This window comes from Palleronia marisminoris (assembly GCF_900172315.1).
Taxonomy (GTDB): domain Bacteria; phylum Pseudomonadota; class Alphaproteobacteria; order Rhodobacterales; family Rhodobacteraceae; genus Palleronia; species Palleronia marisminoris.
Map to the genome: position 1 here is coordinate 20546 of NZ_FWFV01000016.1, position 17451 is coordinate 37996.

A 17451-nucleotide genomic window follows, 5' to 3' on the forward strand; every position below is an offset into this window, starting at 1 on the left:
AGCGATCCGCCCGGCCTTTCCGGAAATACACGCCCGTGCTAGCCTATTGACGCTACGTCATTACAAGGGGGCCTTTTCATGCGGCGTTCGGCCATCATCGCGTTGTCTTTTTGCGCTCTCGCCGTTCCCGCCTCGGCGCAGGTCATGGACAGTTACTATGCCACGATAGCCGAAGCTGACCGACACAACTCTTCGGGCGCACGGTTGTCCTCCCCAGGCGCCGTGCTTCAGCAAGACCGCGCCAACTTCCACCGCTTCGGCACCCGCCAAGCCGGTGACCAGAGCGACATGTTCTTCGCTAACCGCGAACTTCGCGCCCAGATCCCCGCGCTCTACGCTCGGGGTCAGCGCGACGATTGGACCGATGGTGTGCTGTCCGGCGCGTTTGGTCCCGGTGAAGCCTACCTCTTGGTATTCGTGTGCGGCCCACGCAGCCAGCCTACTCACATCAATGTCGAGCCGGCCGACGGAGATTCCGAACGCGGCTGCTGACGCTCACCGCCCCTTGGACCTGGCAGTGCGCTTGCTACCCGCCAGGCAAGGCAGGACTGGTGACTACGGGCCGTTCGCGCCGACCCAGAGCGGGCTCTCCGGATCTTCGCTACAAGCCGGCACGCGCTGCTGCACGGTCTCGAATGCAACCTTTGTTTCAGTCCGCGAGGGTGTATGGCTCCGACCTCACGGTCAGGCGACAAGTCCCAGTGCCTCATCGGTCGGCGTGCCGGCATATTTTTCCCGCGGCGGCCATGGCCGATCCTTCCAGTGCGGCGTGAACGCAAAGCTCGAGACCGAGCGACCATCGACAAGTGCTCCGTTTCCGGCGCCGAGCGCATAGTCGAAGTAGAGTTTGACGATCTCTTCTCTGGCCACCTGCTGGGTCGCTGGGTGGGACATGCAGGCGTCCCTCCAAGCAAGCACACGCAGGTATTCGGGAGTATCAGGAACTCGGAAGTCCTCGTAGTAGTCGAGAAACCAGAAGCGCTTGAACATCGGCGTGAAGACCGCCTCGGCCAGTCCGAACTCGTTGAACAGGTAGAGCCCGTCTTGGCTGTGCTCGAGCAGGAAGACGTTGATGTCGCGATAGATGGCCAAGAGCTTGTCGGCGCATGCCTCGCGGCGGTCGCGCTCTTGATTCATGACGAACAGATAACCGGCCATCGTGAAGCCCCCTCGCACGTGATCAGCATCGACTCGATCGCATGCTGCGCTGGATCGGTGCGGCGCAACGCCGGCCCCTCGATCATCTCATCGAGATAGCGAAGGATGACGAGGCTCTCCTTGATGATTGTGCCGTCGGGCGTCTCGAGTACGGGCAGCGCGGTAGTTCCCCGCGTCTTCGCGACGAGCGCCGGATCACGCGGCTTCGTGATGTCCACCACGCGGAACTCGACTGCCTCTTCCTGTCCACGAAGGGCCAGCAGGATCTCGAGCCGCTGCGAGAACGGGCAGACGGGGATATGGTAGACGATATGCTTCATGGCATCACTCCAGCGGCGGTCCGGTGAAGCTGAGGTGGTGGCGCCGGGCGGACTCCTCGATCGCAGGCATGTCGTCCGGGATGCGGAACTGCCCTGCAGCCCTATTCGCAAGGAACCCCTCTGAGCCGCCAAGCGTCAGGATCACGTGATGCCGGGACGGTTCGTCGTCAATCACCTTGAACGATTGGGCGGTGCCACGCGGAATGAAGACGCTTTCGCCGGGGCCGGCGATCAGCTCTTCGCCCTCGATCCAAACCTTGCTCGTCCCGGAGATCATGACGAAGGTCTTGTCTTGTTTCTCGTGGACATGCCGTGGCGGCCGGTGCCCACTGGCGAGCAGTTGTCCACGATCGCCAGAGCGCCGCCGGTCTCCGCGGGCGAAAGGATGGTATTGTAGCGGACGCCGAGCCACTCGATGGCGTCGCTGGCTACGTCAAAGTCTTTCATCGTTCCCCTCCTTGCCTGGGACCAGAAAGAAAGCGCGCTCCTGAAGATGAAGATAACCTTGAACCGATTCATCGACCAAACCGTATTCCGCGAAATAAGGTATCGCCCAAACGAATTTTGCCACCATCGAGCTCAATCTGATGCGCGTGCTGGACGCGATATTCCGCGAGGGCTTGACCTTGAAATCCGTCGCAAGTCTGGGCCTGTCTCGGTCTGCCCTCTCGGGCCGCCTCTCGCGGCTGCGCCATTCATTGGCCGACCCGCTCTTCATCCGGCAGGCCAATAAGCCGGACGCCACCGACTACGCCCCCGGGGTTGAGAGAGCCTGTCAAGCAGGAGCTCGAACGGATCGACGCGATACTTTCACCGCCGGCTCGCTTCGACCCTCAGACCGCCGTAGGGACGTTCCACATTGCGCCCGGTGACTTCTTCGGCGAGATGGTGATGCCAGCGCTTGAGGAATGCTACACTGGAAAATCCACCACGACCGTGGATGCTAACTGCCGGACGGTCAGGTCGGCCCTGCATCCGGCTACTCTGGCTGGATCAACGCCACCTCTTCGGGGCTGATGAGGTACATGTGGATATCGTAATGCGGCACCTCGAAGCCCTCATGTCCATGAGGCTCGAAGCCGATATGGGTGTGATTTGCCGCGGGCAGGCCAGGCATGCCGGCGAGCATGGGCCAGGACTTGCCGGCGGCGAACTCCTCCTGCGCGATCATGAACTCGAGGCAGACGATCTTGCCCTCATGCACGCAGTAGATAGGCCCGAGCGGCAGCGTGGCGGGATCGGCCCAGTGCTCACCCATTGCTGGCACCACGCCCGAGATTTGGATGACGCCTTCGGGAAGGGTCTCGACGCCGGGAAGCGATGCATAGCTGTCCTGCGCGAGGGCAGGACAGGCTGCGAGGGCCAGGGCGGCGATGGGGAGAATATGCATCGAAGGTTTGCTTTCGTTTTGCGGTTGCGGAAAAATTGGCGTGGCTGACACAGGCATGGAGGCGCGTGACGCGTAGGACGGGGCCACCCTCCGGCGCAGGTGGGCTCGCCGCCCAGAAGCTGCCAGAACGCGTCACGGGTGTTGTGGTGCGGAAAGGGCTGCCTCGGGAGCGGCACGTCGAAGAACCGGCACAGCAGCTCCCGGCCGCTCGTGCGAATGGAAGAGCATCCGCGCCCGGCCTGGTGTCCCCGACTGGTGAAGGGCGCAGTGCAACGGACCAAACGGTCCTCACCGGCCCTACATCTTGTCCGACAGGCCGGGTGCAGCGATTGTGCAGCGTTCCGTGAACCGGCATCCCCAGCTTCCGTTCTTGGTCGGGAACTGAAGGGTGGGCATGTTCACGATGGTCTGCGCCGCAACGGGAGGGATGGCAGACAAGCCGTAGGCAATCGCCGCGGCGGCGGAGAGTTGGATGATGTTCGAGGTCCTCGAGCGCATGAATCCATTCCATTGTTGACCGAAGGGGGTCGTGACCCGTTCGTGAAGCTTGGGCAGCAACCCAGGTGACCCTCTGGACCGGACGATCGGGGATGCCCCTTCCGGCAAGGGCACTGTGTTGGATGGGCCCGCGCGTGGCTGGACGGTTCCCGCGCAGAGCGGACAAAATGCGCAGAAATCTCGATTCAAATGACAGACACTGTCCCTTTCCGCTGATGGCTGTGCGCCGGCATGCATCCATGCTTCGCCTTTTCCAGACCACGACCACAGATCCGTGAGCGAGGTTCCGATGCCGGTGCGATGCACGGATGCGCTGAAAAAGGAAGGAGCCCTTGAGGTCGAGCAACAGGGAGTCTGGCGTCACGGTCCGGGTAACCTTATCGTTCGGCTCCGAAGGGAGCGCATCAGAACGAACAGGCCGGTCTGGGCCGCCCGGACAAATGTCTGGCTACATGTCGCCGCGGCGAAGCAGTTCTGCAGGGGAGACCCCATAGGTCCGCTTGAATCGCCCCGCGAACCGGCCCGGGTTCGTGAAGCCGTAGCGCATCGCCACGGTGGTAACGGTGGTGCCGGGGAGAGCGTCCAGAAGCGCCGCACGTGCTGCACGAAGGCGAGCCGCGTGGATGACCTGAAGCGGCGTGGCCTCGCGAAAGCGCTGAAAGGCTGCCTGCAGGCTTCGAACGCTGCATCCAGCCGCGACGGCCACTTCGTGGAGAGCGATGGGATCCTCCAGGTGCGCCGCGATGTATGCCTCCGCCCGGCGCACCGTAGCGGGCAGAACCGGCGACGCTGGCCGATCGAGCAGGTGCGAATGTCGGTGTGGCACGGATCGCAGCAGGGTGTAGAGAAAGAGGTCCACGAAAGAGCGCGCCGCGACTTCGAGGGAGAGAACTCCCCGTGCTTCGCAAAATTCGTCGACCAGCATTGAGACGAGGCCCCTGAGGCTCTTTGTTGCAGGTGCGTCCCACTCGAAGAGCGGCACGAACTCGATGTCGTCCAGAACCGGCTCGCCGAGAAGAGCTGACAGACGCGTCCGGAGCATCGCCGCCGGTATCCAGATCGCGAAGCGTTCGTGAGATCCGGATGCCGTCAGCGTCGTCCCAGGCTGACCCCGGTAGATGAGGCCCGTATCTGGCCCGACGCGAAGATCGTCAGCACCCGGCAGGCCCGTGCAGACGAGTCCCCCCTTGCGCACAAGGGTGAGGCAATAGTCCGGCAGTCCGTTGCCCGCGATGCTGAGCGCGGCCGCGTAACGGTCGGCGATGAATGCAAGATCGAGAGAGTCGACGCGTGCCGCCCCACGCAAGGACAGATGCGCGCCGTCGACCGACGCCGGGGCACCCTCGAGGATATTGTAACGCAGGCGACGGTAGGCCGGATTGGAGAAGTAGGGGCACAATTCCGGCCAATAGGTGCCGCCTTCCAGCACCGATGGATTACCGATCCGGACAAGCTTCGGAACCCGTGTGAACCCGCTTCCAACCTCCGGCGGAGTTTGTGTGACGGCTGGGTCAAGTGTCATTCCCGCGACTCCCGCTCGGGCCTTGGCCTGGGCTTCGGTCCGGGCTGCATGTCTGAGGACGTCGACATGGACGAAGGTCCTTCACGCGGTTTCGATCGGCATCTGGTCCGAACGTGTTCCGTAGTAGTCTTGCGTGCATGGGCACTATTGCAAACGAAATCTCATGGCTCCGCTCTGTGCATGATTAACCTGAGAAACCTTGGCCATATTATCCACGAGAAAAAGCAGGTCAGTCAGCGACGCTACGCATGCTTGACTTCCGGCCGCCTCGAGGACGCCAGGACGTAGTCGCTTCCGGTTCCGGGAGACCAGCATCTCCTGGGCTCCGCCGAAGCGAGGCTGCCCGATGATCGCCGAACTGAAGTCCGTCCGCGACGTCTGGAAGAAGATGCCGACCGAGAGACACGCGCGGCTCTTCCTGGCGGTCCGCGAGGCCCTGGCCGCGGTGACAGGAGGCGTTTATCCAATTGTCCACTCTGCGCCGATCACAGCGGCTACTGGAAGATCAAGGCGATCTCTTTATCGCTCAGCAGCTTCCACTGGCCGGGAGCCATGCCATCAGGCAGTGAAAGACCGCCCACACGTTCGCGATGCAGTTTGTCGACATGGTTGCCGGTGGCCGCGAACATTCGGCGCACCTGATGGTAGCGACCCTCGGTAACAGTGAGCAGGGCTTCGGCTTCTGAGACCACCTGCAGTTCCGCAGGAGCCAGCGGCTTGTCCTCGCCTTCCAGCATCAACTGGCCCGAGGCAAATAGGGCGCCTTCGGTCCCATCGAGCGGGCGGGCCAGATTGACGCGATAGATCTTCGCGACGTGGCGCTTGGGGCTGATGACACGGTGCAGCAGGCCGCCATCATCGGTCAGCAACAGAAGGCCTGACGTCTGCTTGTCCAGGCGGCCGATGGTCGAGATCGCCGGATCGCGCCGTCGCCAGCGCTCGGGCAGGACGTCATGGACCAGCGCACCGGTCTCCTTGTGCGAGCAGGTCATGTCCAGAGGCTTGTTCAGAAGGATGACCATGCCCGCGAGGGGATCAAGCGCCTCGCCCCCGATCTCCATGCGCGCCGATAAATCCGGAGTGACGGGAATGCGTTTGGTGGCGTCCAGCAAGGCGACCGCGTCCAGGGATATTGCACCCCGCCTTGCCATTCGCGCAATCTCGGTGCGCGAACCATAGCCCATGGAGGACAGGAGCCTGTCGACGCGGGAGGTTGGAGTCTTGGCCATAACGAGTGCTTCCTTGCATAAGCCAGCCGGGCAGCCCGCCGCCTCGAAATCGATGATCCAAGGCTCGAGACACGCAGTGCGCGTGCGACTCCTCGCATGGCCGCAACCCCGGGACGATGGACCCGGAGATGCTCGAGGGTGAGGACGCCGAGGCGGTCAGCGCCAACAGACAGATGAAGCGCAAGCGACCCGGCGGGTCCGATTGCGAGAGTGACGCGCAATCCCTGATCCCGGGCACGCGCCTGCCGTCCGACTGGGACGCGGAGTTCAGCCGAGAGTCGGAGTAAGGGGAGCCGCCGATCCGGCCGGAACGGGCGAGAGCATAGGTCTCGCCCGCCCTTTTCTCGTCAGCGATTGCGCTCGGCCGCCACGTCGCGGTTCCAGATGCTGGCATCGACGCCGTCGCCAAGCTCGGGATACTCGCGGATGCGGAACACCGGCTCGGTGCCGCTGCGCCTCTGGGCGAAGTAGTCGCGCGTCAGCTTGGCGACCGTCTTCGACAGGATCAAGATCGCGACGAGGTTGATCGTCGCCATGATCGCCATGGCTGCATCGGCAAGGTTGAAGACGGTCGTGACCGCCTGCAGCGATCCCCACATCACGAAGCCCAGCACGATCACCTTCAGCACCAGCAGCCCTTTCTTGCCGCCAAGGCCCAGGAACTCCATCGCGTTCTCGGCATAGGCGTAGTTGCCGAGGATCGAGGTGAACGCAAAGAAGAAGATCGCTATCCCGATGAACCACGGACCAAAGGCGCCGATATGCGTGTCGAGCGCGATCTGCGTCAGCGCCATGCCCGTGGGCGCGCCCTCGGAATGGTCCACGGCGCCCGATAGCAGGATCATCAGAGCGGTCGCCGTGCAGATTACCAGCGTGTCGATGAAGACGCCAAGGCCCTGCACCATGCCCTGCGACGACGGGTGGTGCGGATCGGGAACCGCCACGGCCGCGATGTTCGGGGCCGAGCCCATGCCGGCCTCGTTCGAGAAGAGCCCGCGCTTCACCCCGTTCAGCAAAGCTGCCATGAGCCCCCCCGTGAAGCCGCCCGCGGCTTGCTCGAACCCGAAGGCCGACCCGACGATCAGCGCCAGCACGCTCGGGATTTCGGTGATGTTGATCACGCAGACATAGAGGGCAACCAGGAGGTAGAGCCCGGCCATCGCCGGCACGACCTTCTCGGCCACGCGCGCGATGGAGCGGATGCCCCCGAAGATCACGATGCCCGCCAGCACGACGAGAATGATCCCGGTGACAAGCTTCGGGATCGAGAACGCTTCGTCCATCGCGACCGAGATGGAATTGGCCTGCACGGCCGAGAAGATCAGCCCGAAGGCGAGGATGAAGGCGATAGAGAACGCGTAGCCCATGGCGCGGCTGCCGATGCCGCGCTCCATGTAGAACGCCGGACCGCCGCGATATTGGCCGTCGGCGTTCCTGATCTTGTAGAGTTGTGCCAGTGTCGACTCGGCATAGGCTGTGGCCATGCCCACAAGGGCGACCATCCACATCCAGAAGATCGCACCTGGCCCGCCGAGATAGATCGCCACCGCCACGCCAGCGAGGTTGCCGGTGCCCACGCGCGAGGCGAGCGAGATCGTCAGCGCCTGGAACGGCGTGATGCCCGAGCTGGAGGTCGAGCGTGACGAGGTGATGACCCGGAAGAACTCTGCGAAATGACGGAACTGGATGAATCCGGTCCGCCAGGTGAAATAGAGTCCGACCGCTATCAGGCCGTAGACCAGTACATATCCCCAAAGAATCGCATTGATGAAATCTATGATTGCCGTCACGACTTGCTCCCCAGACCGTGCTGATGTGACAGGTTTGACCGACGCGACGAGCGTTGCAAGTCTGCGCAACATGATCTCCCTTCAGCAGGCGCCGAGCCAGAGACTAAAACCAGGCACTCGTCGTCCGTGTCGCTGCCTCAGGAGGCTCGGTATCCACTTGCGGATCGGCACATGTTCGCATTTCGGTCGATAGCATGCGGGTCAGAACGGCGTTGCGCCACGCGACGGCCTTCAGCAGGACGCGTCGGCGATTTCGCCGCGAAGCCGTAGCCGGACAATGGCCTCGGGCTTCAGGGGCTCGCCCCCGGGCAGCTCGGGCGATCCCCCTGCAACATGTTGCACGGCCACGTCGCGGTTCTGCCGGGCGTGCCATGTGAGGGGCAGAGGAAAGCCATCGACCTGAATCGGCGGCAGGCGAACGTCCAGGTCGAACTCGGCATGCGCAGCGAAGCTCTGCCTGGGGATCATCGCCATGAGATCCGTTGCCGCTAGCACTCTCGGAACAAGCTAGAACGCCGGGACAACAAGCCCGACCTGCCGCCGTCGCCTCGTGCCCGCGCCCTTTTTGCTCACTGGAAACACCGCAAGTTCGGTCGCGCGAAACAGGCTAGTTGTCTGACCGTCGCAGCTTTGCTTCCTGCTCCCGCAATGAGATCGTTGAGTTCACATAAAGTCGGTTCGGAGGCGGTTCTTTATTATCCGACGAGTGCCGGGACCCCGGCGCAAGCTGCAGGATCCTCGCCAGTCGACCTAGCGATCGAGCCGAACATCCGAATCCCGGCCGAGGTGGCGCCTCGGATTTTGGACACCATGCTCCTTGCCGAGGCCGGACATGCCGACCGACCGGGGCCAGCGAAGGCGAAACAGACACTATGTGAGCGCGATGGTTCGTTGCTCCTCGATGGCTTCCATCGAGAAATACGAGGTCACTGTGTCCAACTCGACATTCTCGATAAGGCGTTTGTACACGCTGTCATAGGTATGCATGTCGGTGGTGATGATCTTGAGAAGATAGTCGTAGTCGCCGCCGATGCGGAAGAAGTCGACGACCTCGGGGATGTTCGAGACATGGCTGCGAAACCTGCGCAGCCAATCCGCAGAGTGATGGCGGGTCCGCACCATCGCGAAGACCACCAGCCCGATATCCAGTTTCTGGCGGTCGACGACCACCGTTCGCCTTTGGATCACGCCCGTGGCCTCGAGAGCCTTGATGCGGCGCCAGCACGCATTCTGCGACAGCCCGACCCGTTCGGCCACGGCGCGTTGCGACTGAGAGGCGTCGTTCTGGAGTTCCTCCAGAATGCGGCGATCGATTTTATCGATGCTTTTGGACATGACCGCATCAATGACACAAAAACAGGACGAACGGCAGCATATTGTGTGAAGAACCTGCTTCGAGCCGATGATAATTACTTTCGGTAGCGCAAGTTGAAACGGCAGGAGGTCCCATGTCCCCGCTCAAAGAGTTCGCGATCGCCCTCGACACTGCAGACAGGCGTGACCGCATCCGCGCGGCGCTGATCGGGGACGGGATCGAAATCGACGGACCCTTCGGCAAGAAGCCGTTGATCTATGCCGACTACGTTGCGTCCGGTCGGGCGCTGGCCGTGATTGAGGATTTCGTGCGAGCGTCGGTGCTTCCCTATTATTCGAACACGCATACCCAAGCGTCGTTCTGCGGCTCGTACATGACCCGTCTGCGCGAAGCGGCCCGGGGCGAGATCGCGCGGTTGGTCGGCGCCGACGCGACGACGAGCGTAATTTTCACGGGTTCGGGGACGACGGCCGCGATCAATCGGCTGGTCGGCCTTCTAGGCCTGTCCGGTTCGACTGCCGAAGGGTCCGCGCGCGTTCTAGTCGGCCCCTACGAGCACCATTCGAACATTCTTCCTTGGCGCGAAGCCGGTATAGAGGTCACCGAGATAGCGGAAGCCGCGGCGGGCGGTATCGACATCGACCACCTCGAGGCGGAGTTGAACGCAGCGCGCAGGTCGGGTGTCGGTCGGATCGTGGGCGCGTTCTCGGCTGCATCGAACGTGACGGGTGTACTCGCCGACGTGGACGCCGTGACACGCCTGTTGAGGCGCCACGGTGCGATCTCCGTCTGGGATTATGGCTGTGCTGCACCCTATGTAGACATGAACATGAAAATCGGCACCGACGCCCAGAAGGATGCCATCGTCTATTCTCCACACAAGTTTCCCGGCGGTCCCGCCGCGTCCGGGATCGCCGTCATCCGCGACGAGATCGTCCGGCGCAAAACGCCGACGTCGCCCGGGGGCGGGACGGTGTCCTTCGTGTCGCCCTGGAACCACGTCTACTCGTCGAAGCTTTCAGACCGAGAGGAGGGTGGCACGCCAAACATCGTCGGAGACATCCGGGCGGCCCTTGCGATGCTGGTCAAGGAAGCGCTGGGCCAAGACTGGCTGAACCGCCGCCACGACCACCTTCGCGCCATGGCTTTGGCTGTATGGTCGCGCAATCCTTATATCGAGATCCTAGGCATGACCGGCGTGAAGGCGTTGCCGATCTTCTCGTTCCGGGTCCGCGATGGTTCGGGGGGCTATGTGCATCACCAGTTGTTCACGCGCATGCTCAGCGATCTCCATGGAGTTCAGGCGCGCGGCGGATGCGCCTGCGCCGGCCCGTATGCCCACCGACTTCTGGAGATCGACGAGAAAGCCTCGACGGAGCTTTTCGCAGCGATTTCCCAAGGCGACGAGATACGCAAACCCGGCTGGATCCGCCTCAATCTCTCGGCTCTGTTGACCGATGAAAAGGCAGACACAATAGTGCAAGCCGTCGACCGACTTGCGGCGTCCGCTTCGAACTACACGGGGAATTACAAAGCAGACCACGCGATGGCTCAGTTCAAGTTCTGCCCGCCGGAGAGCATGGCGGTCCCATAGGATCCGTTTCCTCCATTTTGCGGGCTTAGCCGCCGGCTGCCGATCTCGAAGATACCCCAATCCGCAAGGATGATGCCCATGCCCGAGAATTGCCTGCCCTCGATCGATGACGTCGGTCTTCCGGCGCTGGAAGAGCGCGTGAATGCGGAATTGCGAATGTTGAACTTCCCCGGGAAGCCCTGGGTTCCGCAGCGAGAGAACGTGACGGATGTCACGATCATCGGCGGTGGGATGTGCGGCATCCTGGCGTGGTTCGCCTTGCAGAGCGCGGGGATCACGAATTGCCGGATCGTCGATCGCAACCCGGAGGGTCTCGAAGGTCCGTGGCTCAACTACGCCCGGATGGAGACTCTGCGCTCGCCCAAGGAACTGACCGGACCGGCCTACGGACACGGGCTGCTGACCTTCCAAGCCTGGTTCCGGGCGCAGTTCGGCGCCGAGGCCTGGGATCGCCTGGGCAAGATCCCGCGCCCGCAATGGATGACATACCTGCGCTGGTACCGCGCGCTGTTGGCGATCCCGGTGGAGAACGGGTTGTCCGTCGATCGCGTAGAGCCAGAAGGAGAGCATCTCCGGCTGCATCTGTCCGGAGATCGAAGCGAAACCTGCGTCACCCGTAAACTGGTCTTTGCAACCGGGCGGGATGGGACGGGCCGCCCGAACATCCCGAACTTCGTGGAGGGGTTGCCGCAGAGATACTGGGCGCATTCCGCCGACGACATCGACTTCGGGACGCTTAGGGGCAAGCGCGTCGCGGTCATCGGCGTCGGCGCGTCGGCCGTCGATAACGCCGCCGAGGCGCTGGAGCACGGGGCCGCCGAGGTGCGCCATCTGATCCGCCGAAAGGAGATGCCCACGATCAACAAGATGACGGGCATCGGCAGCTACGGGTTCACCGCCGGCTTCGCGGAACTGCCTGACGAGTGGCGCTGGCGATTCATGCAATACAGCTTCGCGTCGCAAACCCCGCCGCCGCACGGTTCGACCCTACGGGTCAGTCGGCACGAGAACGCCCACTTCCATTTCGGCAAGAGCACCTCTGCCATTCGGGAAGTGAACGGCGTCGCCCGGATCGAGTTCGCGGACGGCACGACCCACGACGCCGACTTCGTCATCCTCGGAACCGGGTTCACCGTCGATCCGCAGGCGCGCACCGAATTCGGCGAAGCAGCGGACGACATGCTGCTGTGGCAGGACGTCTATAGACCGCCCGCCAGCGAGGCCTCGAAGGATCTGGGAAGCTTTCCCTATCTCAATCCGGATTTCACGTTTCGTGAGAAAAAGCCGGGCCGCGCTCCATGGATCGGCAATGTCTATTGCTTCAACTACGGTGCCACCGCCAGCCTCGGTAAGGTCAGCGGCGATATCCCCGGCATCTCCGACGGAGCGGCATGGCTGGCGCGGGGGCTTGCGGCAAAGCTCTTCGGCGAGGATGTCGAACGGCACTGGCAGAACCTGCAGGACTTCATGAACCCCGAGCTCGACGGCAGCGAATGGACGCCGACCGAACTTGGCCTGCCCGGACGCAAGGAACGGATCGCGTGACAGCCATGGACACGACAGTTGGCAAGCATGCCGATATCGAGGAAGGCTCCCCCTTGGACGTTGCCATCAGGGGACGCGCCGACATCTTCAAGATGACCCAGGCCGCCGAGGACGCCGTCCTGCGGCCGCACGAAACAGGGGCGTGGCCGCATCCTCTGCGCGCTGCCTTGGCGGCTAGGATTGCGGCTCTCAACGATGAGCATGAGCTGTCGCGGCACTACGCGGCCGATGCCGCCGAATTCGCAGCCCATGCCGACCCTTCCACCGACGGGGGCGATCTGAAGGAGGTCGTCGCTTTCATGGAAAAGGTCGCGGCACAGACCCGCAGCGTCGATGCCGAGGACATCTCCGCGCTGAAAGCGACCGGGATCGACGACGCGGACATCGTGCGTCTGGCAGAGCTCAACGCCTTCCTGTCCTACCAGATCAGGCTGATCGCCGGTCTGCGCCTTATGAAGGGCGCCTCAGCATGAGCACAGTCATCAAGAAATTCACCCGCACCGTGCCGCATTGGCAGCCCCGGGTGCGGCCGGTCGTCCTCGCGGAAGCGACCGAGGCGCAACTCGACGCTCTGAAGGTAACCCCGTCGAACACCAAGGTGTCGGAATACGTCCTGACCCTCGCCCATGACGTCGAGTCCTTGAAGGTCCGATCGCCGCTCTTCAACGCAATCATGTATGATGAAGGCGGATTGCGCCGGGCCGAGCGGGAACTCGGCGCGATCGGCGCGTCGCTCGTCAACGGCTGCATCTTTTGCGCGGCGGTCCACGCATCGCGGCATGCGCAGCTGGAAAAGTCGGAAGAGGTCACGGACAGACTGTTCAGGGACGGGATCGAGGCGAGACTATCGACCCGCGACCGCGCAATCCTCGATTTTTCGACGGCCTTGTCGGCCTGCCCGTCCCAAGCGACGGATGCGCAGATGGATGCGCTTCGCGCGGAAGGCCTGAGCGAGGCGGAAATTCTCGACCTGATCCTGTCGATCGCGCTGTTTGGCTGGGCAAACAGACTGATGCACGTCCTGGGCGATCCGGTTCGCCCAGAAGCCCGGTGAATGACTCGATCCTGAAACATGCCTCAGTGTGCGCGTGCCGTCTTTGTCTCCTGAGTCGAGCGGGCTGGACCGACGGTACGCGGCCTGGATGGGCATGCGCCTCAACTGCCCTGGGGGTCAGCGCGCCAAGACGTTCTCAACGGCATCGAGCGCTTCTACAGCCCTAAGCGTGGCCACGCGCATAGGAACCTACCCGGTCCGATAATCCTCCTCGACCGCGAAGAGCCCCTAGACACAACGTCAACGCGACCCGCAGGGGCCCGGGACCGGATCTTCACCTTCTCGGACGGCTCCTCAAACCTGTCATCTCCTGTTTGTCTCGCGCCATGTCTTGAAGGTCTCGGCATGCTCAGGGTCGGTCTGGGGGTAGAGGCCGATGATGGTCTTGCCGTTCTTTACCTGTTCGACGACGAAATCCTCATAGGCCGACATCTCGACCGCCTCGGCGGCGACCTCATCGGCCAGATGTGCCGGGATCACGATCACGCAGTCGTCGTCACCGACGATCACGTCGCCGGGAAAAACCGGTGCGTCGCCGCAGCCGATCGGTCCGTTGATCTCGATCGCCTCGTTGGTGGTGAGGTTCGTCGGGGAGGAAGGGCGCGTGTGATAGGCCGGGATGTCCAGCGCGCCGATGGTCGCGGCGTCGCGGAAACCGCCATCGGTGACCACGCCGGCCCCGCCGCGAACCATCAGGCGCGTGATGAGGATGTCGCCGGCCGAGGCCGCGGTGGCGCTCTTGCGACTATCCATCACGAGGACGTGGCCCGGAGGGCATGTCTCGATGGCGACACGCTGCGGATGCTCAGGGTTGCGGAACTCCGCCAGGGTGTTGCGGTCCTCGCGGGCGGGCATGTAGCGCAGCGTGAAGGCGGGGCCGACCATGTTGCGGCCCTTCGGCGCCACGGGGTTCACGCCCTGAATCACCTGCCCCCGCAGGCCACGCTTGTAGAGCGCAGTGGCCAGTGTGGCGACGGAGACCTTCTCGAGCTTGCTGCGGGTGTCGTCGGAAAGGGTGTCGGTCATTTCGGGTCCTCCGGAAAGATGGCGTGTGGCATGTTTTGATCAAAGACGGGCGGTGAATGGCGAGGGTGCCGGCCGAAAGGTTGTGGGCGCCGCCGCGGGCCGGCTTCGAGGTGAAGGTTGCGTCACCCGACACCCGGTCGGGTGCAAGCAGGTGCTTTACGCGTGGTGTGAAGGTCTCTTTGCGCCTCAAATGCCTCGGCCATGGCCAAGGCGTCAGCCACCGATCTCGTGGTCCGACATCATCTCGAGCGCGCGGATCAGCGCAGAGTGGTCCAGGTCACCGAAGCCATGCGCGGTGCAGGCCTTGAACAGTTCCTGCACCTGGGCGGTCGCGGGGAGGGTTATGTTCAGGCTCCGCGCAGCCTCTAGGGCGTTGTTCACATCCTTGCGGTGTAGCGCGATGCGGAAGCCCGGGTCGAAGGTCCGGTCGGTCATGCGGGCACCGTGCAGCTCCAGGATGCGCGACGAGGCGAGGCCCCCCATCAGGGCGCTGCGGACCTTCGCGGGGTCGGCGCCCGCCTTGGAGGCGAAGAGCAGCCCTTCCGCCACGGCACCGATGGTGAGGGCGACGATGATCTGGTTGGCGATCTTGGCCGTCTGCCCGGCACCGACCTCCCCAACTAGATTGATGTTCTGGCCCATGATCTCGAGGATCGGCAAGATGCGGTCGAAATCTGCCTGCGCCCCGCCCGCCATGATCGACAGCGACGCGGCCTTGGCCCCGGCCTCGCCGCCGGAGACGGGGGCATCGACATACGCGCAGCCCGCCTCGGCGATGCGCGCGGCGAAGTCCCGTGTGGCGACCGGGGAGATTGACGACATGTCGATCACGGTCTTGCCGGGGCTCAGCCCCTCGGCCACGCCGTCCGGGCCAAAGAGCACATCCTCGACGTCAGGGGTGTCTGGCACCATGACTATGATGACCTCGGCGGCATCGGCCACGGCACGGGCGCTGTCTGCAGCGAGTCCGCCCTGCTCGACCAGGGGGCGGGACCTGTCCTTGACGCGATGCAGGTGCAATTGGTGCCCCGCCGCGATCAGATGCCCTGCCATGGGCTGACCCATGACGCCCAGACCGATGAAGCCAATATCCATGGTGTATCTTTCCTCGTGGTGATGTCGTTCGGTGCGTCAGCCCTTGGACCAGAGATCTTCCTCGCTGATCCGGTTCAGCATCTCTTCGCCCGCGCGATAGCGGCGGATGTTGTCGAGGATCATGCCCAAGGAGCGTTCGGACCGGTCCGGAAGCGACGCGGTGAAGTGCGGCGTGATCAGTGTGTTTGGCGCGTCCCAGAGGGGATGTCCGGGTGGAAGCGGCTCGGGCGTGGTCACGTCGAGACCCGCGCCCGCGATGCGCCCCTCGGTCAGCGCGACCAGCAGCGCGTCCTGGTCGACGACCGGGCCGCGCGCGAGGTTCACGAGGATGGAAGAGCGTTTCATGCGGGCCAGCTCGGGCGCGCCGATCAGGTGGTGGGTCGCGTCGGACAGGTTGACGACGAGGGCCAGGATGTCGGCCTGCTCGAGCAGCGCGTCCAGGCCCTCGCCCTTGTCGCTGCTGTACATGCGGTCCACGCCCTCGGGCGCCGGCGCGTCGCGGCGGCGGTAGCCCAGAACGGTCATGTCGAAAGCCTTGGCGCGCAACGCCAGGGCCTTGCCGGTATGGCCCATGCCGACGATGGCCATGGTGCGGCCCGAGAGCGCGTGCAGGTTCTCCATCTCGGGCTCGCGGCGCCATTCATGCCGCTTCTGCGCCTCGAAGAAGGCGGGGTAGCCAGAGCAAAGCAGCAGGGAGAACATCATCACGTGCTCAGCCAGCGCGGGGCCCGAGCGCCCGGCTGAGCCGGTCACGATCAGGCCGCGCTGAAAGACTTCGGGTCGGGCGGACTTGGTGAGGCCTGCATGATTGCAGTGAACCCATTTCAGCTTGGGACCCGTCAGGATGCGCGCGTCGAGGTCGCTTTTGAGGATGGCGATCTCGGCGTTCTGCAAGGCTGCGGCGAGGGCGGCGTCGTCGGCGATGTCGACCCGCAGCAGGGAGCCGGGCAGCACCGCCTCCAGCCGCGCCCATTGGTCCACGTCGAACGGGAGGTCGTCGGAGGCGAGGGTGATGGGATTGGTCATGGGCCGGGGAGTCCTGCTTATGTGTGGCGGCAGGATCGGGTCTGCCAGCGGTGTGTCATTGCATCCAGATAATACATTATTCGAGAGCGCGGAAAGCGCGCCGCTGGCGGGCGAATCCCGCTGCGGTCAGTTCGCCGCGTTGAGACGTCTCCGGCGTAGCCGCTCAAGGAAGCTGGCTTGGGCGTTGGTGAGATGCTCCTCGATGGCGTCGGCGGCCTTCTGGGTTTCGCCCGCCTCGACGGCCTCGACGATACGCCAATGCTCGGCGACGGAGCGGCGCATCTGCGCGAGGCTCAGGGGCTCGGACTTGGCAAAGGCCTTCATCCAGCCATTGTGCTTGCGGATGATCGCGACCGCTTCGCTGTTGAAGTGATGGTCCACGATCAGGTCGTGGAACAGGATGTTGGCGTGGTGATAGGCGGGATAGTCGCCGTTCTGGGCCGCCGCCTCGCAGGCGAGCTGGTGGCGTCGCAGTTCCGCGATCTCGTCGGCGGTGGCGAACTCCACGAAGGTCTTGATGATGTAGATCCACAGGAGCGTGCGCAGCTCGAACACGTTCTGGAGCATGTCCTCGTTGATCTCGCGCACGCTGGCGCCGCGGTTGGGCGTGATCGTGACGAGGCCTTCGCCCTCGAGCACCTGCAGCGCCTCGCGCGCGGGGTTGGTGCTGGTACCGTAGCGCCTGGCGATGTCGGATACCTTGAGGCGTGCTCCGGCTGCGACGTGACCGCCGAAGATCTCCTCCCGGAGGAGGTGGGCCAAACGGGCATACCCCGGCTCGCGGGGCTTCTTGCCCTTCAGGCGGGCGGCTTGGGAGTTCTTGACGACCCGGTCCATGTCTTCCTTCCTAAACGCCGAGGCCGTCGAGGGCCATTACTGTCGTCGGTTC

Annotated in this window: 22 protein-coding genes; 7 read left to right on the top strand and 15 right to left on the bottom strand. The window is 63.7% G+C overall.

From position 1 onward, the window contains the following. The first annotated feature begins 78 nt into the window (after positions 1–78). Positions 79–492, top strand: a complete 414-nt coding sequence (locus tag PAM7066_RS17300; RefSeq protein ID WP_085855477.1) for a hypothetical protein — start codon at positions 79–81, stop codon at positions 490–492. A 192-nt stretch (positions 493–684) separates the two neighbouring features. Here PAM7066_RS17300 and PAM7066_RS19430 read toward each other — a convergent pair whose 3' ends face one another. The 4 genes from PAM7066_RS19430 to PAM7066_RS19440 are packed head-to-tail and all read right to left on the bottom strand — an operon-like array spanning position 685 to position 1925. After that, positions 685–1158 (bottom strand): glutathione S-transferase family protein, encoded by a 474-nt coding sequence (locus PAM7066_RS19430; protein WP_245749749.1) that lies wholly within the window; start codon positions 1156–1158, stop codon positions 685–687. Then, positions 1134–1478 (bottom strand): glutathione S-transferase N-terminal domain-containing protein, encoded by a 345-nt coding sequence (locus tag PAM7066_RS19435; protein WP_245749750.1) that lies wholly within the window; start codon positions 1476–1478, stop codon positions 1134–1136. The genes PAM7066_RS19430 and PAM7066_RS19435 overlap by 25 nt, the downstream gene beginning before the upstream one ends. Positions 1479–1482: 4 nt before the next feature. Beyond that, positions 1483–1755, bottom strand: a complete 273-nt coding sequence (locus PAM7066_RS17310; RefSeq protein WP_338061505.1) for a cupin domain-containing protein — start codon at positions 1753–1755, stop codon at positions 1483–1485. Next, positions 1752–1925, bottom strand: a complete 174-nt coding sequence (locus tag PAM7066_RS19440) for a hypothetical protein (RefSeq protein ID WP_245749756.1) — start codon at positions 1923–1925, stop codon at positions 1752–1754. The genes PAM7066_RS17310 and PAM7066_RS19440 overlap by 4 nt, the downstream gene beginning before the upstream one ends. 140 nt (positions 1926–2065) lie before the next feature. On the opposite strand from PAM7066_RS19440, the gene PAM7066_RS17315 reads away from it, so the two are divergent. Then, positions 2066–2350, top strand: coding sequence for a helix-turn-helix domain-containing protein (locus tag PAM7066_RS17315; protein ID WP_245749751.1), 285 nt, complete (start codon positions 2066–2068; stop codon positions 2348–2350). A 107-nt stretch (positions 2351–2457) separates the two neighbouring features. Here the strand turns inward: PAM7066_RS17315 and PAM7066_RS17320 are convergent, their stop codons facing one another. The 4 genes from PAM7066_RS17320 to PAM7066_RS17335 all read right to left on the bottom strand — a co-directional run bounded on the left by PAM7066_RS17320 (position 2458) and on the right by PAM7066_RS17335 (position 6117). Beyond that, positions 2458–2868 carry a hypothetical protein gene (locus PAM7066_RS17320; protein WP_175484717.1) on the bottom strand — a complete coding sequence of 137 codons (411 nt, stop codon included), beginning with the start codon at positions 2866–2868 and terminating at the stop codon, positions 2458–2460. Between the two features lie 297 nt (positions 2869–3165). After that, entirely contained in the window at positions 3166–3366 is a 201-nt protein-coding gene (locus PAM7066_RS17325; protein WP_085855478.1) for a hypothetical protein, read from the bottom strand. 448 nt (positions 3367–3814) lie between these two features. After that, positions 3815–4888 (bottom strand): AraC family transcriptional regulator, encoded by a 1074-nt coding sequence (locus PAM7066_RS17330; RefSeq protein ID WP_085855479.1) that lies wholly within the window; start codon positions 4886–4888, stop codon positions 3815–3817. A gap of 494 nt (positions 4889–5382) precedes the next feature. Next, positions 5383–6117, bottom strand: a complete 735-nt coding sequence (locus tag PAM7066_RS17335; protein ID WP_085855480.1) for a pseudouridine synthase — start codon at positions 6115–6117, stop codon at positions 5383–5385. Positions 6118–6245: 128 nt separating this feature from the next. Here PAM7066_RS17335 and PAM7066_RS19080 point away from each other — a divergent pair, with 128 nt between their 5' ends. Then, positions 6246–6404, top strand: a complete 159-nt coding sequence (locus tag PAM7066_RS19080) for a hypothetical protein (protein ID WP_175484719.1) — start codon at positions 6246–6248, stop codon at positions 6402–6404. A 60-nt stretch (positions 6405–6464) separates the two neighbouring features. Here PAM7066_RS19080 and PAM7066_RS17340 read toward each other — a convergent pair whose 3' ends face one another. From PAM7066_RS17340 to PAM7066_RS17350, 3 genes are all read right to left on the bottom strand, one after another. Next, positions 6465–7907, bottom strand: coding sequence for an alanine/glycine:cation symporter family protein (locus PAM7066_RS17340; RefSeq protein ID WP_090929516.1), 1443 nt, complete (start codon positions 7905–7907; stop codon positions 6465–6467). A 231-nt stretch (positions 7908–8138) separates the two neighbouring features. Then, positions 8139–8381, bottom strand: a complete 243-nt coding sequence (locus PAM7066_RS17345; protein ID WP_085855482.1) for a hypothetical protein — start codon at positions 8379–8381, stop codon at positions 8139–8141. Between the two features lie 396 nt (positions 8382–8777). Next, complete coding sequence (locus PAM7066_RS17350) at positions 8778–9242, bottom strand: Lrp/AsnC family transcriptional regulator (RefSeq protein ID WP_085855483.1); 465 nt, start codon at positions 9240–9242, stop codon at positions 8778–8780. 113 nt (positions 9243–9355) lie between these two features. Here PAM7066_RS17350 and PAM7066_RS17355 point away from each other — a divergent pair, with 113 nt between their 5' ends. The 4 genes from PAM7066_RS17355 to PAM7066_RS17370 all read left to right on the top strand — a co-directional run bounded on the left by PAM7066_RS17355 (position 9356) and on the right by PAM7066_RS17370 (position 13415). Next, positions 9356–10816, top strand: coding sequence for an aminotransferase class V-fold PLP-dependent enzyme (locus PAM7066_RS17355; RefSeq protein WP_085855484.1), 1461 nt, complete (start codon positions 9356–9358; stop codon positions 10814–10816). A gap of 78 nt (positions 10817–10894) precedes the next feature. After that, positions 10895–12361, top strand: a complete 1467-nt coding sequence (locus PAM7066_RS17360) for an NAD(P)-binding domain-containing protein (RefSeq protein ID WP_085855485.1) — start codon at positions 10895–10897, stop codon at positions 12359–12361. Between the two features lie 92 nt (positions 12362–12453). Continuing rightward, on the top strand, positions 12454–12834 hold the full coding sequence (locus PAM7066_RS17365; RefSeq protein WP_246799795.1) for a hypothetical protein: 381 nt from the start codon (positions 12454–12456) through the stop codon (positions 12832–12834). After that, complete coding sequence (locus PAM7066_RS17370) at positions 12831–13415, top strand: peroxidase-related enzyme (RefSeq protein ID WP_085855487.1); 585 nt, start codon at positions 12831–12833, stop codon at positions 13413–13415. The genes PAM7066_RS17365 and PAM7066_RS17370 overlap by 4 nt, the downstream gene beginning before the upstream one ends. A 303-nt stretch (positions 13416–13718) precedes the next feature. Here the strand turns inward: PAM7066_RS17370 and PAM7066_RS17375 are convergent, their stop codons facing one another. The 4 genes from PAM7066_RS17375 to PAM7066_RS17390 form a co-directional block, all read right to left on the bottom strand. Continuing rightward, a complete protein-coding gene (locus tag PAM7066_RS17375) occupies positions 13719–14441 on the bottom strand; it encodes a ribonuclease activity regulator RraA (protein WP_085855488.1) in 723 nt (240 codons plus the stop codon). A gap of 213 nt (positions 14442–14654) precedes the next feature. Then, complete coding sequence (locus tag PAM7066_RS17380) at positions 14655–15536, bottom strand: 2-hydroxy-3-oxopropionate reductase (protein WP_085855489.1); 882 nt, start codon at positions 15534–15536, stop codon at positions 14655–14657. Positions 15537–15572: 36 nt separating this feature from the next. After that, positions 15573–16562 carry a D-2-hydroxyacid dehydrogenase gene (locus PAM7066_RS17385; RefSeq protein ID WP_085855490.1) on the bottom strand — a complete coding sequence of 330 codons (990 nt, stop codon included), beginning with the start codon at positions 16560–16562 and terminating at the stop codon, positions 15573–15575. Positions 16563–16688: 126 nt separating this feature from the next. Next, entirely contained in the window at positions 16689–17399 is a 711-nt protein-coding gene (locus tag PAM7066_RS17390) for a GntR family transcriptional regulator (protein WP_085855491.1), read from the bottom strand. Between the last annotated feature and the right edge of the window lie 52 nt (positions 17400–17451).

Bases quoted from the DNA above. Each gene is read 5' to 3' on its own strand.
- PAM7066_RS17320 (WP_175484717.1), bottom strand. From the start codon at position 2,868: ATGCATATTCTCCCCATCGCCGCCCTGGCCCTCGCAGCCTGTCCTGCC.
- PAM7066_RS17335 (WP_085855480.1), bottom strand. From the start codon at position 6,117: ATGGCCAAGACTCCAACCTCCCGCGTCGACAGGCTCCTGTCCTCCATG.
- PAM7066_RS17310 (WP_338061505.1), bottom strand. From the start codon at position 1,755: ATGATCTCCGGGACGAGCAAGGTTTGGATCGAGGGCGAAGAGCTGATC.
- PAM7066_RS17380 (WP_085855489.1), bottom strand. From the start codon at position 15,536: ATGGATATTGGCTTCATCGGTCTGGGCGTCATGGGTCAGCCCATGGCA.
- PAM7066_RS19430 (WP_245749749.1), bottom strand. From the start codon at position 1,158: ATGGCCGGTTATCTGTTCGTCATGAATCAAGAGCGCGACCGCCGCGAG.
- PAM7066_RS17350 (WP_085855483.1), bottom strand. From the start codon at position 9,242: ATGTCCAAAAGCATCGATAAAATCGATCGCCGCATTCTGGAGGAACTC.
- PAM7066_RS17385 (WP_085855490.1), bottom strand. From the start codon at position 16,562: ATGACCAATCCCATCACCCTCGCCTCCGACGACCTCCCGTTCGACGTG.
- PAM7066_RS19440 (WP_245749756.1), bottom strand. From the start codon at position 1,925: ATGAAAGACTTTGACGTAGCCAGCGACGCCATCGAGTGGCTCGGCGTC.
- PAM7066_RS17360 (WP_085855485.1), top strand. From the start codon at position 10,895: ATGCCCGAGAATTGCCTGCCCTCGATCGATGACGTCGGTCTTCCGGCG.
- PAM7066_RS17345 (WP_085855482.1), bottom strand. From the start codon at position 8,381: ATGGCGATGATCCCCAGGCAGAGCTTCGCTGCGCATGCCGAGTTCGAC.
- PAM7066_RS19435 (WP_245749750.1), bottom strand. From the start codon at position 1,478: ATGAAGCATATCGTCTACCATATCCCCGTCTGCCCGTTCTCGCAGCGG.
- PAM7066_RS17365 (WP_246799795.1), top strand. From the start codon at position 12,454: ATGACCCAGGCCGCCGAGGACGCCGTCCTGCGGCCGCACGAAACAGGG.
- PAM7066_RS17325 (WP_085855478.1), bottom strand. From the start codon at position 3,366: ATGCGCTCGAGGACCTCGAACATCATCCAACTCTCCGCCGCCGCGGCG.
- PAM7066_RS17390 (WP_085855491.1), bottom strand. From the start codon at position 17,399: ATGGACCGGGTCGTCAAGAACTCCCAAGCCGCCCGCCTGAAGGGCAAG.
- PAM7066_RS17375 (WP_085855488.1), bottom strand. From the start codon at position 14,441: ATGACCGACACCCTTTCCGACGACACCCGCAGCAAGCTCGAGAAGGTC.
- PAM7066_RS17355 (WP_085855484.1), top strand. From the start codon at position 9,356: ATGTCCCCGCTCAAAGAGTTCGCGATCGCCCTCGACACTGCAGACAGG.
- PAM7066_RS17300 (WP_085855477.1), top strand. From the start codon at position 79: ATGCGGCGTTCGGCCATCATCGCGTTGTCTTTTTGCGCTCTCGCCGTT.
- PAM7066_RS17330 (WP_085855479.1), bottom strand. From the start codon at position 4,888: ATGACACTTGACCCAGCCGTCACACAAACTCCGCCGGAGGTTGGAAGC.
- PAM7066_RS17315 (WP_245749751.1), top strand. From the start codon at position 2,066: ATGCGCGTGCTGGACGCGATATTCCGCGAGGGCTTGACCTTGAAATCC.
- PAM7066_RS17370 (WP_085855487.1), top strand. From the start codon at position 12,831: ATGAGCACAGTCATCAAGAAATTCACCCGCACCGTGCCGCATTGGCAG.
- PAM7066_RS19080 (WP_175484719.1), top strand. From the start codon at position 6,246: ATGCTCGAGGGTGAGGACGCCGAGGCGGTCAGCGCCAACAGACAGATG.